The organism is Actinoalloteichus caeruleus DSM 43889, assembly GCF_000429185.2.
Classification (GTDB): domain Bacteria; phylum Actinomycetota; class Actinomycetes; order Mycobacteriales; family Pseudonocardiaceae; genus Actinoalloteichus_B; species Actinoalloteichus_B caeruleus.
Genome location: NZ_AUBJ02000001.1, coordinates 4,442,643 through 4,456,869 on the forward strand (window position 1 = coordinate 4,442,643; position 14,227 = coordinate 4,456,869).

Genomic DNA, 14,227 nt, shown 5'->3' on the forward strand with positions numbered 1-14,227 from the left:
GGCCGGCGGGTGACCTGGGGGCTGGCGGAGCGGCCGGTCAGCCACCCGCTCCCGCGCGGGGAAACGGGCACCGGCCGGTGGCGCGCACCGGTCGGTGCCGTCCTCGCGGTGTTCGCGCTGCTGCTGGCACTGCCCCAGAACCTCGTCGTGGTGGGGGGAGCGGGCGGGGTCACCCCGGCTCGGCTGCTCGCCCTCGCCTGCCTGCTGTGGTGGCTGGTCGCGGTGGTGGGCGGGCTCCGGAGGTCCACGGGCGCGAACCCGGTGACCCGCGCGCTGCTGGGGTTCCTGGTGCTGGTGCTCACGGCGCACGCCCTCGCCACCCTCGATGGTGGCGGGGTCGGCGCGGACCGGATCGAGGAGACCGACCGGGCGCTGTTGGCCCTCGTCCCGGCGATCGGGGTCGCGTTGCTCGCCTCGGACGGGGTTCGCGGTCGCCGTGAGGTGAGGTGGGTGCTGGGGGCACTCGTGCTCGGCACCACCGCGTCGGCCGGGGCGGCGGTGGTCCTCTTCACGGTCGGCGTCGACCCGCGACCGCTGCTGGAGGTACCGGGCCTGGAGCTCGCCCCGCTGTGGGACGCGGATCTCGCCAGGGGCGGCCTGGTCCGGGCGATGGGGTTCGCGCACCACCCCATCGAGCTGGCCGCGCTCGCCGCGATGGCACTGCCGCTCGCCATCCACCTGGCCGGTCACGGCCGGCGGCCCTGGCTGTGGTGGGGGTGCGCCGCCCTGCTGGCCCTCGGAGTCCTCACCACGATCTCCCGCACGGGGCTGCTCGGGGTGGCCGTGGTCCTCGTCGCCCTGCTCCCCCGGATAGGGCTGCGGCGGTGGGTGTCGTTGGGGTTCGGCCTGGTGGGGGCGTTGGTGGTGGTGGTCACCGCCTGGCCCCGGCTGGCGGAGGTCCTCGCCGCCACGGTCCTCGGGTCCCGAACGGACAACAGCGTGCGCGGCCGGTTGGAGGACTACACCTACGTCGCCGGTCGCCTCGCCGAGCACCCGTGGTGGGGGCAGGGCTTCGGGACCTACCTGGCGCCTCCACAGCCCTACCTCGACAACCAGTACCTGCTGACGCTCGTCGAATCCGGGCCGCTCGGGCTGCTCGGGCTGCTCGTCCTGCTGGCCACGCCCCTGCTGCTGGCCCGCCGGGTCGCGGGGGGCGCCGTGGGGAGTGGTGACGGGGACGCGACGGGCGAGGCGACGCGGGATCGGGACACCGGTTGGGCACTGGCCGTCGCGCTGCTGGTCGGCGTCTGCTGCCTCGGCACCTTCGACGCGCTGGCCTTCCCCCAGTTCCAGGGTTACCTGTTCCTCCTCATCGGCCTGGTCGGTGCCGTGTCCTCCCCGGCCGTGTCGGCCCGTGCCAGGTCTCCGCGCTCGACCGACCACCCCACCAGGAAGGGATGAGCACGTGCACGTTGGTCCAGACGTCCTCGTCGCCGTCGTGACCCACCAGTCGGCGGAGGACCTGCCCGGGTTGCTGGAGTCACTCCCGGCGGCCATGCGCGGTGTCGGGCGGTGGCGACTGGTGATCGCCGACAACCACTCGACGGACGGGACGCTCGACGTCGCCCGCCGCCTCGCGCCCTACGCCCACCTGTTGCCGTTGGGGGCGAACCTGGGTTACGCGAGCGGGGTGAACGCCTGCGCCGCGCTCGCCACCCCGGCGGAGGGCCTGCTGGTGCTCAACGCGGACGTGCGTCTCGATCCAGGCTCCGTCCTGCCCCTCGCGGCCGCGTGCCAGCCCGACAGCGGCGCCGTGATCCCGACGTCGTCCGGCCCGGGAGGCCGAGGTCGGAGCGGTGACCGAGCCCGCGATGAGGCGCGGGGCGGTGTCGGGGTGGCGGCACCCGCGGTCCGCGACGGTGCCGGACGGCCAGAACCGACGATGCGCCGCCGCCCCAGCCCGGGACGGGCCTGGGGTGAAGCCCTCCTCGGCGGGTGGGCGGGCCGCTTCCCCGCCCTCGGGGAACGCATCGACCCCACCGGCCAGGAGGAACCGGGCTGGGCGAACGGAGCGGTGCTCTTCGTACCGGCCCACGTGCGGCGGCGCATCGGACCCTGGCGGGCGGACCTCTTCCTCTACTCGGAGGAGGTGGACTACTGCCGGCGGGTGACCGACGCGGGTTGGCGGATCGCGCGGGTGCCGGAGGCGACCGCGGTCCACCTCGGCGGGCAGGTGTCCTCCACCCCGGCGCTGTGGGCGCAACTGGTCACGAACCGGGTGGTGCACGTGGCGCGGTGGGACGGCCGTCGGGCGGCGCGGTTGGTCTGGAGCGCCCTGCTCGTGGGGCAGTTGGTCCGGATTCCCCTCCGGCGGCGGGTCCACCGCCGGGCGTTGCGGGAACTCTGGGCGGGCCGTGGCCGGCTCCTCGCCGGGCACCCCACCCACCCGGCCGCCGGCCCGGACTTCGGGACCCACCGGCGGACCACCCCCTGGCCGTTGGAGGTGTCCAGGTGAGCGATCCCAACCGGCGGGCACCGGTGGAGTTCCCCCGCCTGGCGAAGGACCTGCTGCGACGGCTGGTCGGACGCCACGTCGTCGCGGAGCGCTGGTACCGGCTGCGCTACGCGGCCACCAGACGGGCGGCACGGGCCGAGGAGGACGCCGAGGTGGAGCGGCTGTCGACGGTGGTGGCCCCCGTCCCGGAAGCCACCGTCGTGGTGGTCATCCCCACGTACCGCCGACCGGGTCGCCTGCTCGCCGCGGTGCGGAGCGCCCTCGGCCAGACGGTCCGGGACGTCGCGGTCCTCGTGGTGGACGACGGCGGCGGTGAGGTCGGAACGCTGCCACCGGACCCCCGGCTGCGCCTGATCAGGCTCGGGCGGAACCACGGGAGCTGTGGTCTCGCCCGCAACGTGGGGATCAGGCTGTCCCGGTCGCCCTTCGTGGCCTTCCTGGACGACGACAACACGTGGCGGCCGGACCACCTGGAGCGCGCGCTCCGCGCCCTGCGGGAGGAGCCCGGCCCGGGGCTGGCCTACACGGCGGTGCGCCGCCTCCGTGCGGACGGTTCCCAGCTGGACATCATCGGCCGCGAGTTCGACCGGCGCGCCCACACCGACGACTCGTGGGCGGACTCGAACTCCATCGTCGTGACCAGGAGCCCCCTCGTGCGCTTCGACCCGTGGGCCCGGCCCCGGTCGGTCAACCCGAAGGAGGACTGGGAGCTGGTGCACCGGCTCTCCCGGCGGATGCGGGTCACTTACGTACCGGTGGTGACGGTGGACTACGCCGTGCACCGGGGGAGCTACTTCACGGACTGGGGTGAGCGGTCGGGCGCCGGGGCGTGGAACGGGACCGGCCCGGGCGCGCGGCCGCCTGCCGCGGCACCCCTCGCGTTGCCGGCGGGACGGGAGGGGGCGGGCCCGCCTCGGCCGGCGCGAGCGCCCGAGGCGGGACCCGGGCGCGCCGGGTCCCCGGAGGCCAGGACGGGGCCGGGCGACGACGGGCGCGAGGACCCGAGGGTGGTACCCCGCCCGGGAGGGGTGCCCTGGTCACCGCCGTCCGGTCCGATGCGTCGGCCGGTGGCGCCACCCGTCCGCGTCGAGGAGGGGACGGCACCACCCGAGCTGACCGGGCGGTGCGGGGTCCCCGAGGGCGGGTGGCCGGAGGAGTGGTTCGCGGGCCCGGGCCAGGGTGGCCGATCGCCCACCGGTGGAGCGCCGCCGGCACCCGGTGACCCGGTTCCCGGGGCACCGGCGGACGGGCGCCGGCCACCGTTACCGGGGGAACCGGGATGAGGGGCCTGGAACGGGGCGAGGTGTCCGCCGAGTCGGGTCGGGACGGCTCCCCCGACCCTCCGACGTCCTCCCACCCGTCCGACGCGGCTCGTCACCTCGGCCAGGAGGACGGCGGTGCTGGCCTGGGGGCGCGAGTGCGCCGCGGCCTGGGCCTGAGCCTGGCCAACACCCTGCTGTCCAGGGTGGGCACCTTCGCGATGGGGATCGTGCTGGCCAGGCTGTTGGCGCCGGACGAGTTCGGCGTGTATGCGGCGGCCCTGGTCGTCCAGCACCTGCTGCTCGCGGTCAACGACCTCGGTGCGGCGGCCGCGCTGGTGCGGCAACCGGGCAGCGGCAGGAGCGCCGTCAGGCCGCTGCTGCCGACCGCCTGGACCCTGTCCGTCCTGTGGGGCCTCGTGGGTTTCCTGCTGTGCCTGCTCTCGGCGCCGCTGCTCGCCGAGGCGCTCGGTAGTCCGGAGGCCACCGGGGTGATCCGCCTGATGTCGGTCAACGTGGTGCTCGACGGGTTCGCCGCCGTGCCGGGAGCCCTGCTGACCAGGGAACTGGCCCAGGCCCGCCGGCTGGTGGCCGACGTGTCCGGGATGGCGTTGAACCTGGCGGTGACCGGGGCGCTCGCCGTCCTCGGCGCGGGGGCCTGGTCCCTGGCTGGGGGGAACATCGCGGGGACGGCGCTGGTGGTGGTGCTGTTGGTGGTGCTCGCCGGTACCCGGCCGCGTTTCGGCCTCCACCGCGCGCACGCGGCGACGATCACCCGGTGCGGCGCGGCGATGCTGGGTTCCTCGACGGTCCTGGTACTGGCGCAGGCCACCCCGCAGCTGGTCACGGGGACGCTGCTCGGGGCGAGCGCCCTCGGTCTGCTCTACCTCGCCTCCAACGTCGCCAACTGGCCGGCCGCCATCGTCACCGGCACGGTGGAGCGGGTGGCGCTCGCGACGTTCTCCCGGGTCAGGGAACGCGGTGGGGACCTCTCCCGCGCGGTCTCCGGTGTCTTCGGGTTGGTCGGGGTCGTCGTCCTGCCCGGGGGGATCGGTCTCGCGGTGCTCGCCGAACCGCTCGTCCTGGTCCTCTACGGCCCGGACTGGTCCCCGGCCGCGATGGCGCTGTCCGGTCTCGCGGTCGCCGCCGTCGCCCGCGTCGTCTCGGAGCTGGTGTTCAACCTCATGGTGGCCGCGGGTGCCCTGGCGTCCTCCGTCGGCCTGCAACTGGCCTGGCTCCTCGCGCTCGTGCCGTTCAGCTGCGTCGGCGCGTGGTGGTGGGGGTTGACCGGCGTCGCGTGGGCGCAGGCGTTCGTCGCCGCGACCGTCGCGTTGCCGTTGCAGGTGTGGGGAGCCCACCGGGCGGGGGTCCGGGTCCGGGAACTGGCGCGCGGTGTGTGGCCGGCCTCGGTTCTCGGCCTGGTGCTGCTGCTCGCGCTGCTCGCCCTGCGCCTCACCGGTCTCACCGCCGTGGTCGAGCTCGTGGTGGGGGTGGTGCTCGTCGGGGTGATCGTCGTCCTCGGGGGCCTGCGGCAGTACCGGCGCTGCCGCGGGCTGCTGGACGAACCGGCGCGGTGACCCCGCTGAGGAGTGACACCCGGTCAGGTTGTCAACCACGGTCGGACGCCCGACCGGGTCCGCCGTTCGGGGTGGGCCCGCGCTCCAACGGGTGTCACCTACTGCGGTTCCGCCCCGGCGCTGCCATCGTGTGGGCAGGGCGTGTGGAACGGGAGGCGGGTGGGACGAACGTGACCAGGTACGCGGGATGGACGGCGACGTTGTCCACGGCACTGCTCGGCGTGGCCCTCGCGGTCCCGGCGCCGCCCGCGGCGGCGGCGGAGGTCTCCGGGACGGCGGCCGTCGGCACCCCGGAACCGGCGGCGTCCAGCGAGCAGTCCCAGCCAGAGGACGCCGTGCACTGGTCCGAACTCCGCGCCCCCTGGTCCGGGTGGTTCCCGGCGGGGTGGCCGCTGTGGTTCTGGGACTGGGGCGACTGGTACCAGGACGACCGAGGGCCGGTGCCCTCCGGCGAGGTCGAGCCACCCGAGCCGACCCAGGCACCCGGCGGGGCGGGGAGCGATTCGGGCGGTCCCTCCGACGACGACCAGCACGTCGTCCCGGGCAGCGAGAACCCCTTCGAGGCCACCACCGGGATCTACGGAGATCCGGCGACCGAGGCGTGGAAGTGGATCAGCGACAACGCCGGCGACGAACGGGCGACCCTCTTCCTCCGGGACATCGCCTCCCAGCCGGTGGCCAAGTGGATCGGGGGCGGCGGCATCCGCGACGAGGTGAGCCGGTACGTCTCCCAGGCCGGCGCCCGGGGTGAACTGCCGGTTGTCGTCGGGTACAACGTGCCCCACCGGGACTGCGGGGGCCATTCCTCCGGCGGAGCGGCCAACGCGCGGGAGTACCGGCAGTGGCTGCGCGACGAACTCGTCCCGTCCTTCGGCGACACCCCCGCCGTGCTGGTCCTCGAACCCGACTCGTTGATCCACCTGACCTGCCTCTCCGAGGAGCGCCGCCAGGAGCGGCTCGACCTGCTGGGCGAGGTGGTGGCGGAGATGTCGGAGCGGGCTCCCCGGACGTGGGTCTACCTCGACGGTGGGGACGGGCGGCACAACCGCCCCTCCGAGATGGCGCCCCGTCTGGCGGCGGCCGGAGTGGCGGACGCGCGGGGCTTCGCCGTCAACGTGTCGAACTACAACAGCACCGAGGAGGCGGTGGCCTTCGGCGAGGAGGTTCGCGCCCTGTTGTCCTCGGACCACGGCATCGACGCGCACTACGTGATCGACACGAGCCGCAACGGCGCCGGCGCGACCGGGGACTGGTGCAACCCCCCGAACCGGCGGCTCGGGGAACCACCTCGTCCCGCCACCGGCGACGAGCCGATGGACGCGCTGCTCTGGATCAAGCACCCGGGCACCTCCGACGGTGACTGCGGCTCGGGGGAGGGGACGGTGAGCGGCCTGTTCTACCCCCATCTCGCCCTCGACCTGATGGGCCTCCGCTAGGAGGGCGGTCCGAGGTCGTCGGCGGTCGTCGGCGAGGGCCACCGCCGGTGGCGCCGCGGGTGCTCGACAGCGTGGCCCCGGCGGATGGCACCCACTTCCACGCGGGTGCCGTGCCACCCCGCCGAGCGGAATCGGGGCGGCGCACGCTCATTCGAACCGTTCCGCGTGGACGCCCCGCGAGCCCCGGTGGACTTCCGAGCGCATTTCCACGATGTCGAATTCGTCGGTGACCGAGTCGAACTCCGGTTCTTACCGTGAATAACGGAACAATCACGGCTGTTTTCGGTGGTACGCCCCGTCGGTATGGTGCTGAGGGGTTTCCGAACCGCGGAGGACGGCGATGGTGGCGGAAGGCGAGTACGTCCCTGTTCCCGGTCGAGGTGCCACGTCTCGCCCTCGACGTCCCGGGACGGCGCGAACGTCGGTTCGTCCGAGCGGGGAACCCCGTTCCCGCCGGCGGTCCTCGGCGAAGCACCCGCGAGGTGGGCTGCGGTGAACGCGCCGATCTCCACCGGCACCGCGCACCTCACCCTGTCCCTGGTCGAGTTCGACGTCTGCTGGGAGGTGCTCGGCCTCAACGCGACACCTACGCACCTCGAGGTGCCGAGTCCCGGGAAGACCTGGGAGGAACGTCGGCAGATCGTCCGGGCGGTGCTGTCCGGTCTCACCGCCCGGGGGCTGGCTCGGGGTGGTGCGCCGCACCCCGACCTGGAGTCCTCACTCGGCTTGCTCGCCCACCCTGACTGGGGCCTGCACGGGGGGATCCGGGGGACACGCCAGGTGCGCGCCATCGGTGCCGCGAGGGAACGGCAGGGCGTGGTGGCCGCGCGGCGCGGGGACGAGGTGCGGCTGTGGCCGGCCCCGGTCTGGGAACTCGCGGACCAGCTCGTGGGCCTCGCCGGTGACCGGCCCGCCGGGCCCGGCGAATCGGTCAGCCTGCGCTCAGAGGTCCTCGAGGTGGCGAACAGGCGGGCCACCGACGCCCGGGCGCTGGCCCGCCACCTGGTCGCGGAGGGTGAGCCGCCGGGGCAGGCGCGAGCGCTGGCCGCGATGGTCGACGGGGCGTTCGGTGGCGGGCACTTCGGCGCGGTGGTCCCGGACGGCGGAACCGGGCGCCGGCGGGGCGCCGGCCGGCTCGTGGCGTTCCACGACACCCCCGGTGGTCGGTACCTCCAGCTGCGGCGCCGCACCCCGTCCGGGGCGGAGTGGGTGACGGTGACGCCGGCCGGCAACGCCAGGGTGGCCACCGCCCTGCGGGAGTTGGTCGACGAGGCGCGGGCCGACTGACCGGGGTTCCGCCAGCCGGCCCGCCCGAGCTCAGGCGCTGGTGACCGGGAGGACACCGTCCAACGCGGCGAGCGTCTGGCCGGCGTCCTGCGCGCGCACCCAGGAGCCGACGTCCGGGGACTGCCTGAGCCGCCACCAGCGGGCGATCGCCGCCGCCATCGAGTCCGTGTCGTCCGCCACCAGCCACGGGCCGGCGGGGTCGATCGCGGCCGCCAGCGGGCTCGGCACGAGGGCGGGCACGCCGTTCTCCGCGGCTTCGAGCACCTTCACGCTGACACCGGTGCTGGCCCCGAACCGGGGAACGACCACGAGGCCGACCCGGCGGTAGAAGTCCGAGATGTCGGCCACCCGGCCCGTCGCCACGACCCTCGGGTGGTCCGAGACGGCTTCGGTGCCCCGCCCGGCGAGCACGTAGTCCACGGGAACGCCCAACTGGGTCAGCCGGTGGTGGACGGGGCCGAGCAGCGCGCGGATCGCCCTGGTGTTCGGTGGCCACCCCGCCTTGCCGATGAACCCCACCACTGCCGGGGTTCTCGGTTGTTCCGGCAGCGGCGGCACCGGGGCCCGCCCCCAGCGCGGTTCGGGGGTCCTGGCGGCGGGAACCGAGGGCTCGGCCGGGGCGGGCGCGGCCGTCAGGGGGACGGGAAGCGCGGTGGCGGGAATCCCCCACTCCCGGAGGATGCCCGCATCCGTCCGGGAGAGGGCCAGCACCCGGCCGGCCCGTCCCAGCAGCCACCGTTCCGCGCGGCGGAGGCGCGGGACCTCCCCGAGCGCCCTGAGCGGGAGGGGGGCGTGCTCGGCGGCGACGGCTGACTCCACGTTGTGCGCGACGTGCCCTGCGACGGGGACCCGGGCCGCGTCGGCGAGCAGCAGCGCGGGCCAACCGCTGGTCAGCACCGTTCGTCCCGTCGACCGCTCGGCGAGCAGCCCCGCCGCCTGCGGCCAGCCCTCGAAGGAGGTGAACTTGTGGCACAGGTAGGGCTGCGTCGAGGTCATCATGGCGACGGCGACTCCCCACAGCCGCCGCCGGTCGTGCCGGATCTCCAGGGGGACGGAGCCGGCGGAGCGTTGGACCACGCCCTCGCTCGTCCACTGCCCGGGCGGGCCGGTGACGCACACCACCTCGACCTCGTGCCCCGCCGCCTGGAGGGTCCGCACGAGGCGCCGGTCCACCCAGCTGCCACCGCCCAGGTCCTGCCGTTCCAGCGGGTAGCTCGTGACGAAACAGATCTGGTTCGCGCTCATTGCTCGACTCTCCTGTGCGACGGACGGGCTGGCGGTTCGGAGATCTCGGGTGCGGGGAGCTGGCTGGTCCGCCGGGGGAAGCACCGTTCGCGCACCACCCGGGCCAGGAAGAGGGGGTTCCCGACGACGTACCGGTGGAAGAGGCGGCCGGGTTCCTGGCCGAGCCGGAAGACCCATTCGACCCCCGCCTCACGCATCCACCGGGGGGCGCGAGGAACCCGCCCCGCCGCGAAGTCGAGGAAGGCTCCCCCCGCGATGCCCAGCCGGACCCCGGTCCTGCGCAGGTGGGCGGCGAGGAACAGTTCCTGGGCTGGGCTGCCGAGTCCGAGGACGAGGAGGTCCGCCCCGCTCGCTCGCACCGCGTCGGCCACCGACCGCGCCGCCCCGGGCGGGAAGTAGCCGTGGGCGTGGCCGACGACGCGGAGGCCGAGGTGCCGCCCGGCCAGCGCGCTGGCCGCGCTCCGCGCGACCCCCGGGCGCCCGCCGAGCAGGAAGACCCGGTGCGACTGGCACGCGGCCAGGTCGAGCACGAGGGGGATGAGGTCGGTTCCGTTCAGGTTCGCTCGGAACCGCGTTCCCTGGAGGCGCGCGGCGAGCTCCACGCCGGACCCGTCGTTGAGCACCAGGTCGGCCGCGAGCAGCGTCCGGCGGTAGGCGGGGTCGCGGTGCGCCAGGTTGGCGGAGTGCGCGTTGACGAAGCACAGCACCGCGGGCTCCGGGTGGTTCAGGAGCCGGTTGGTCTCGGCGATCGCGTCGGGAACGGAAAGGTTCGCGACGGGAACACCGAGAACGGAGGTCGTCGGGATGGACGCGCGCATGCGAACATCGTGCCGCTTTCCCATGCGAAATCAGGCGTGCCACTCCTTCAACTATCGAGTGAGAGTGGAGAACCCAATGGGGGATGAGGCGATGAGAAAAGCAACTCACTGCTACCGAATTGAGAAGAAAAACCGACTGGATCGGCGATTCGGATGAAAAAGGGAGTGAACTTCGAGCCGTGGGTCCGGTCGGCAGGAGGGGCCGTCGTCACCGACCTCGCCCGGTCGAGGCGGCTACAGGCCCGGCTGCACGAGCTGGTGCCCGGCGGTGCCCACACCTACGCGCGGGGATCCGACCAGTACCCGGAGGACATGGCCCCCGTCCTGGTCCGAGGTCGAGGTGCCAGGGTCTGGGACGCGGACGGGAACTCCTACGTGGAGTACGGGAGCGGGCTGCGGTCGGTGACCCTCGGCCACGCCCACCCGCCCGTGGTCGAGGCGGTCCGGGCGTGCCTGGCCGACGGCGTCAACTTCAGCAGGCCCACCGCCCTGGAACTCGCGGCGGCCGAGGACTTCCTGGCCCTGGTGCCCGGGGCGGACATGGTGAAGTTCGCCAAGAACGGCTCGGACACGACGACGGCCGCCGTCCGACTCGCCAGGGCGGCCACCGGGCGTGACCTGGTCGCCGTCTGCCGGGACCAACCCTTCTTCTCCACCGACGACTGGTTCGTGGGGACGGTGCCCATGAACGCCGGCGTACCCTCCGTGACCCGCCAGCTCACCGTCGGCTTCGGGTACAACGACCTCCCCTCGCTGGCCGAGGTGCTCGATCGGCACCACGGGAAGGTCGCGGCGGTCGTGCTCGAACCGGCGACCGCCCTGCGCGAGCCGGAACCGGGTTTCCTGGCCGGCGTGCGCTCCCTGTGCGACCAGCACGGCGCGGTACTCGTGTTCGACGAGATGATCACCGGGTTCCGGTGGGCGGCGGGAGGCGGCCAGGCGCTCTACGGGGTGACCCCCGACCTGTCCTGCTGGGGCAAGGGAATGGGGAACGGGTTCCCGATCGCCGCGCTGGCCGGGAGACGCGAGCTGATGGAGCTGGGTGGACTGGCCACGGCCCGGCCGAGGGCCTTCCTGCTGTCCACGACGCACGGCGCCGAGTCCGTCGGGCTCACCGCGTTCCGCGCGGTGGCCCGCGTGTACCGCGAGACCGATCCGGTCGCCGTGATGGAACGGCGGGGCGCCCGGCTCGCGGACCTGGTCAACGGGGTGGCCCACGAGTTGGGGGTGGCCGACCACGTGGCGGCGGTCGGCCGACCGTCCTGCCTGGTCTTCACCACCTCGGACGCCAGGGGCGTGCCCTCGCAGGCCTTCCGCACCCTCTTCCTCGCGGGCCTGCTGCGGGGTGGGGTCCTCGGCCAGTCCTTCGTGGTCTCCGCCGCGCACACCGACGACCAACTGGACCAGACCGCCTCCGCGGTTCACTCCGCCCTCGTCACGTACCGGCGCGCCCTGGAGGCGGGGTCGACGGAGGGCCTGGTGGCCGGTCCTCCGGTGGCACCGGCGCTGCGGTCCCACGCCAGCCCGCGACAACGACCCGCCGCTCCGCCCTGACCGGGTTGAGGCGGTCGGTGCGCGGGTGGGGGTGCGGCGGGAGCCGGCGTTCCCGATGACCGGCGTGGGCGCCGCCTTCCAGGCGACCCCGGGTCACCCGAAGCGCAGAACGACGAGGCTCTGGTCGTCGTGCCGCTTGGCCCGGGGCCACCGCCGTCCGTCCGGGTCACCCTCCTCGGCGGCCCGGACCCGGTCGAGCACCGCTCGGGGCCCGTCCGTGGTCGCCTCGGCGAGGAGCTCCGGCCAGTCCCGGTAGAGGCCGTAGTCGTCGACGCCGCAGGACACGCCGTCGCTGGCCAGCAAGGCCGCTCGCACCTCGTCGCGGGGCCACCGGGCGACCACGGCGCGGTCGGCGGCATCCGGGTCGGCTTCGGCCACCCAGAACCCGCCATCGACGTTGCGCGACCGCGCGGTCCCCCGCATGGCCGCGCGCAGCCGGGTCCAGTGCTCCTCGTCGTAGCCCGAACCGGAACGGAGCCGGTCCCGGAACCCACCGCGCCGCCCCGGTGAGCGCAGCCGCGCGAGTCGGTCGTCCGTCACGGGGTGGTAGCCGGTCCCGGTGAAGACCACGACCGGGCTGTCGGCCAGGACCAGCGCCTCCACGGCCGTCGACGTCCACCTGAGCAGCGCGGCGGTGCTGGATGGTGAGTCGCCGGGCACCAGGCCGTGCCGGGAGGCGGTCGAGGCGATGCCCGCGCGCAGGATGTCCCGGAGCCCCAACTCCTCGTGGGGGAGCAGCTCGGCGAGTTCGGCCGCGAGACGCTCCGCGTACCAGCCCCCGGTACGCGCCCCCGGTTCCAGTGAGGTGGCGCCGTCGAGCAGGGCGACGGAGTTCGGCAGCACCACCACCCGGTCCTCGGAGTGGTCCCGGCCCGGCCGCTCGGCCACCTCGACGTGGGGCATGGGATCAGCCTAGCCAGGGTCCGCTGGTGGAACGCGCGCTTCGGCGCACCAGGCAGGGAACGGGAGCCGGTGTCCCGGTCGGCACGGGTACCCGTGGAGCTCCCTGGAGGGCAACGGCCCGGTGGGTCGGGCGGGGCGGCCAGGCGGGCGTCGCTCCGGGCACCGGGTCCGCGTAGGAGCGGGGAGCGGGGGAGTGGGGGGAGCGGGGGAGTGGGGGGAGCGGGGGGAGCGGGGCTGGCGCGGGTGCCCGCTCAGGACGCGGTCGCTCGGCAGCACCGCGTGCCTCGCGGTGTCGTGCGGGCGACGACGGCGCCCAGTGGCGGGACGGATTCGGTGCCCTGGCTGGTGGCGGGGTGGGGAGCGCGTGCTCCCCACCCCGCGTGGGCCCGGCCGGCACGGCCCCTCGACGTGCCGGTCGGCGAACCAGCCCTCGCCGGTTCGCTCCAGTCCCGACCAGGGTGGGTCTCGCGCGCGGGCGGGCTCTGGAGCAGCTCCGAGACACCCGCCCGTGGCGGAGGCTCGGAGGTTGGGATGTCTCGAGTGGAGTGGTGGCTCCCCGCTCGCCGAGCCGCGTTCTGGTGTGCCGAACGCCAGCCGACCGTACCCGCTGTCGACTGTCGACGGTGCCTCGTCAGCGGAGTGGGGGGTCTGGGCATCGGGCGGGGGAGCGGGAGCGGAACACCCGAGGTCTCAGTCGGGGGACGGCGCGGGGCGTCTCGCCAGGTGCGTCGACGGCGACATGTCCTCCAGTCGGGAAACCCGTACCAGGGTGGGCTCGTCGAGGTCCGGCGTGAAGGTGAGCATGGCGGTGATGGTGCGGTAGCCACCGTCGTGGCCAACGGCGGAGCTCGCCGGGCTGATGGCGTGCGCCGGTCGGCTGGCGGGTTCCCCCGGCGGCCCTGGGGTGTCGGGGTGGGCGTCCTCGCCGGCCGTCGAGCCGTCCGCTGAGGACGGGACACCCGGCGACGGGGAGTGCCGTGCCCTGCCGGCCTGCTGCGCTTCCCGGCGGACGGGGTCGGCCGTGAAGCCGGCGTGCGCCGGTGACGGGGCCGAACCGCCGTCCGCGTGACCGGACACCGCCTCCTCCTCGGTGGCGGTGCGCTCCTGTTCGGGATCCGTCGACGGGTCGCCGCTCGGGCTCGCGGTGCCGTCCTCGGCCGCGCCGCACTGGCTCGCCGCCGGTGGGGTGCCGTGTTCGCCCTGGTCCACCAGCTCGTCGGGCGATGGGTCGTCCGGGACGCCGGGGCGGGCGGTGAGGAACACCTCGGGCACGGTCGGAGCGACGGGCGGGGCCTCCTCGGCGGAACCCCCCTCCCAGGGCAGCGCCGGTCCGGGCTCCCGGGCGGGTGGTGCGGTGACGAAGTCCACCGGGACAGGTTCGAGCGGGGGGAGGTCCGGCTGGAGGCCCTGGATTCGGTCGGGAAGACCCCGGAGGCGTTCCTCGAACGCCCGCGTCGCCGCCACGATCCGGTCCTCGACGGTGTGGCTCGCCGCGGGCACCGGCGGGGGATGGGAGGGCAGTGGCGCGGCGCCGGGCGCCGGCGGGGTGAACTCCTCGGCCGACGCGGTCACGCTCGTGCCGAGCCAGGCTCCGACGACGAGCCCCCCGGCGGCGAGGACCCGCAGCCCGATGGCCCGCAGCAGCCGCCCGCGACGGGCCGCGGTCGCGGTGCTGGCCACCCTCACCATTACC

Annotated in this window: 11 protein-coding genes; 7 read left to right on the forward strand and 4 right to left on the reverse strand. The window is 74.7% G+C overall.

What is annotated here, in order from left to right; genetic code table 11:
• Nucleotides 1-9 precede the first annotated feature (9 nt).
• The 6 genes from G443_RS25555 (at nt 10) to G443_RS17740 (ending at nt 8,014) form a co-directional block, all read left to right on the forward strand.
• Entirely contained in the window at nt 10-1,401 is a 1,392-nt protein-coding gene (locus G443_RS25555) for an O-antigen ligase family protein (RefSeq protein ID WP_026419639.1), read from the forward strand.
• A 4-nt stretch (nt 1,402-1,405) separates the two neighbouring features.
• A complete protein-coding gene (locus G443_RS17720; RefSeq protein WP_026419638.1) occupies nt 1,406-2,455 on the forward strand; it encodes a glycosyltransferase family 2 protein in 1,050 nt (349 codons plus the stop codon).
• On the forward strand, nt 2,452-3,738 hold the full coding sequence (locus G443_RS17725) for a glycosyltransferase family 2 protein (RefSeq protein ID WP_051314159.1): 1,287 nt from the start codon (nt 2,452-2,454) through the stop codon (nt 3,736-3,738). The genes G443_RS17720 and G443_RS17725 overlap by 4 nt, the downstream gene beginning before the upstream one ends.
• Nucleotides 3,735-5,291 (forward strand): oligosaccharide flippase family protein, encoded by a 1,557-nt coding sequence (locus tag G443_RS17730; protein WP_026419637.1) that lies wholly within the window; start codon nt 3,735-3,737, stop codon nt 5,289-5,291. Before G443_RS17725 ends, G443_RS17730 begins: the two co-directional genes overlap by 4 nt.
• Nucleotides 5,292-5,461: 170 nt before the next feature.
• Entirely contained in the window at nt 5,462-6,727 is a 1,266-nt protein-coding gene (locus tag G443_RS17735; protein WP_155886205.1) for a glycoside hydrolase family 6 protein, read from the forward strand.
• 492 nt (nt 6,728-7,219) lie between these two features.
• Nucleotides 7,220-8,014, forward strand: a complete 795-nt coding sequence (locus G443_RS17740) for an ESX secretion-associated protein EspG (protein ID WP_051314157.1) — start codon at nt 7,220-7,222, stop codon at nt 8,012-8,014.
• A 30-nt stretch (nt 8,015-8,044) separates the two neighbouring features.
• On the opposite strand, the gene G443_RS17745 is transcribed toward G443_RS17740, so the two are convergent.
• Nucleotides 8,045-9,259 (reverse strand): glycosyltransferase, encoded by a 1,215-nt coding sequence (locus G443_RS17745; RefSeq protein WP_026419635.1) that lies wholly within the window; start codon nt 9,257-9,259, stop codon nt 8,045-8,047.
• Entirely contained in the window at nt 9,256-10,077 is an 822-nt protein-coding gene (locus G443_RS17750; RefSeq protein WP_051314156.1) for a WecB/TagA/CpsF family glycosyltransferase, read from the reverse strand. Before G443_RS17750 ends, G443_RS17745 begins: the two co-directional genes overlap by 4 nt.
• Nucleotides 10,078-10,230: 153 nt before the next feature.
• On the opposite strand from G443_RS17750, the gene G443_RS17755 reads away from it, so the two are divergent.
• Nucleotides 10,231-11,631, forward strand: coding sequence for a glutamate-1-semialdehyde 2,1-aminomutase (locus G443_RS17755; RefSeq protein WP_051314155.1), 1,401 nt, complete (start codon nt 10,231-10,233; stop codon nt 11,629-11,631).
• Nucleotides 11,632-11,724: 93 nt separating this feature from the next.
• On the opposite strand, the gene G443_RS17760 is transcribed toward G443_RS17755, so the two are convergent.
• Nucleotides 11,725-12,534, reverse strand: coding sequence for a protein phosphatase 2C domain-containing protein (locus G443_RS17760; RefSeq protein WP_026419634.1), 810 nt, complete (start codon nt 12,532-12,534; stop codon nt 11,725-11,727).
• Between the two features lie 690 nt (nt 12,535-13,224).
• Nucleotides 13,225-14,220 (reverse strand): chromosomal replication initiator protein DnaA, encoded by a 996-nt coding sequence (locus G443_RS17765; protein ID WP_155886204.1) that lies wholly within the window; start codon nt 14,218-14,220, stop codon nt 13,225-13,227.
• Nucleotides 14,221-14,227 lie beyond the last annotated feature (7 nt).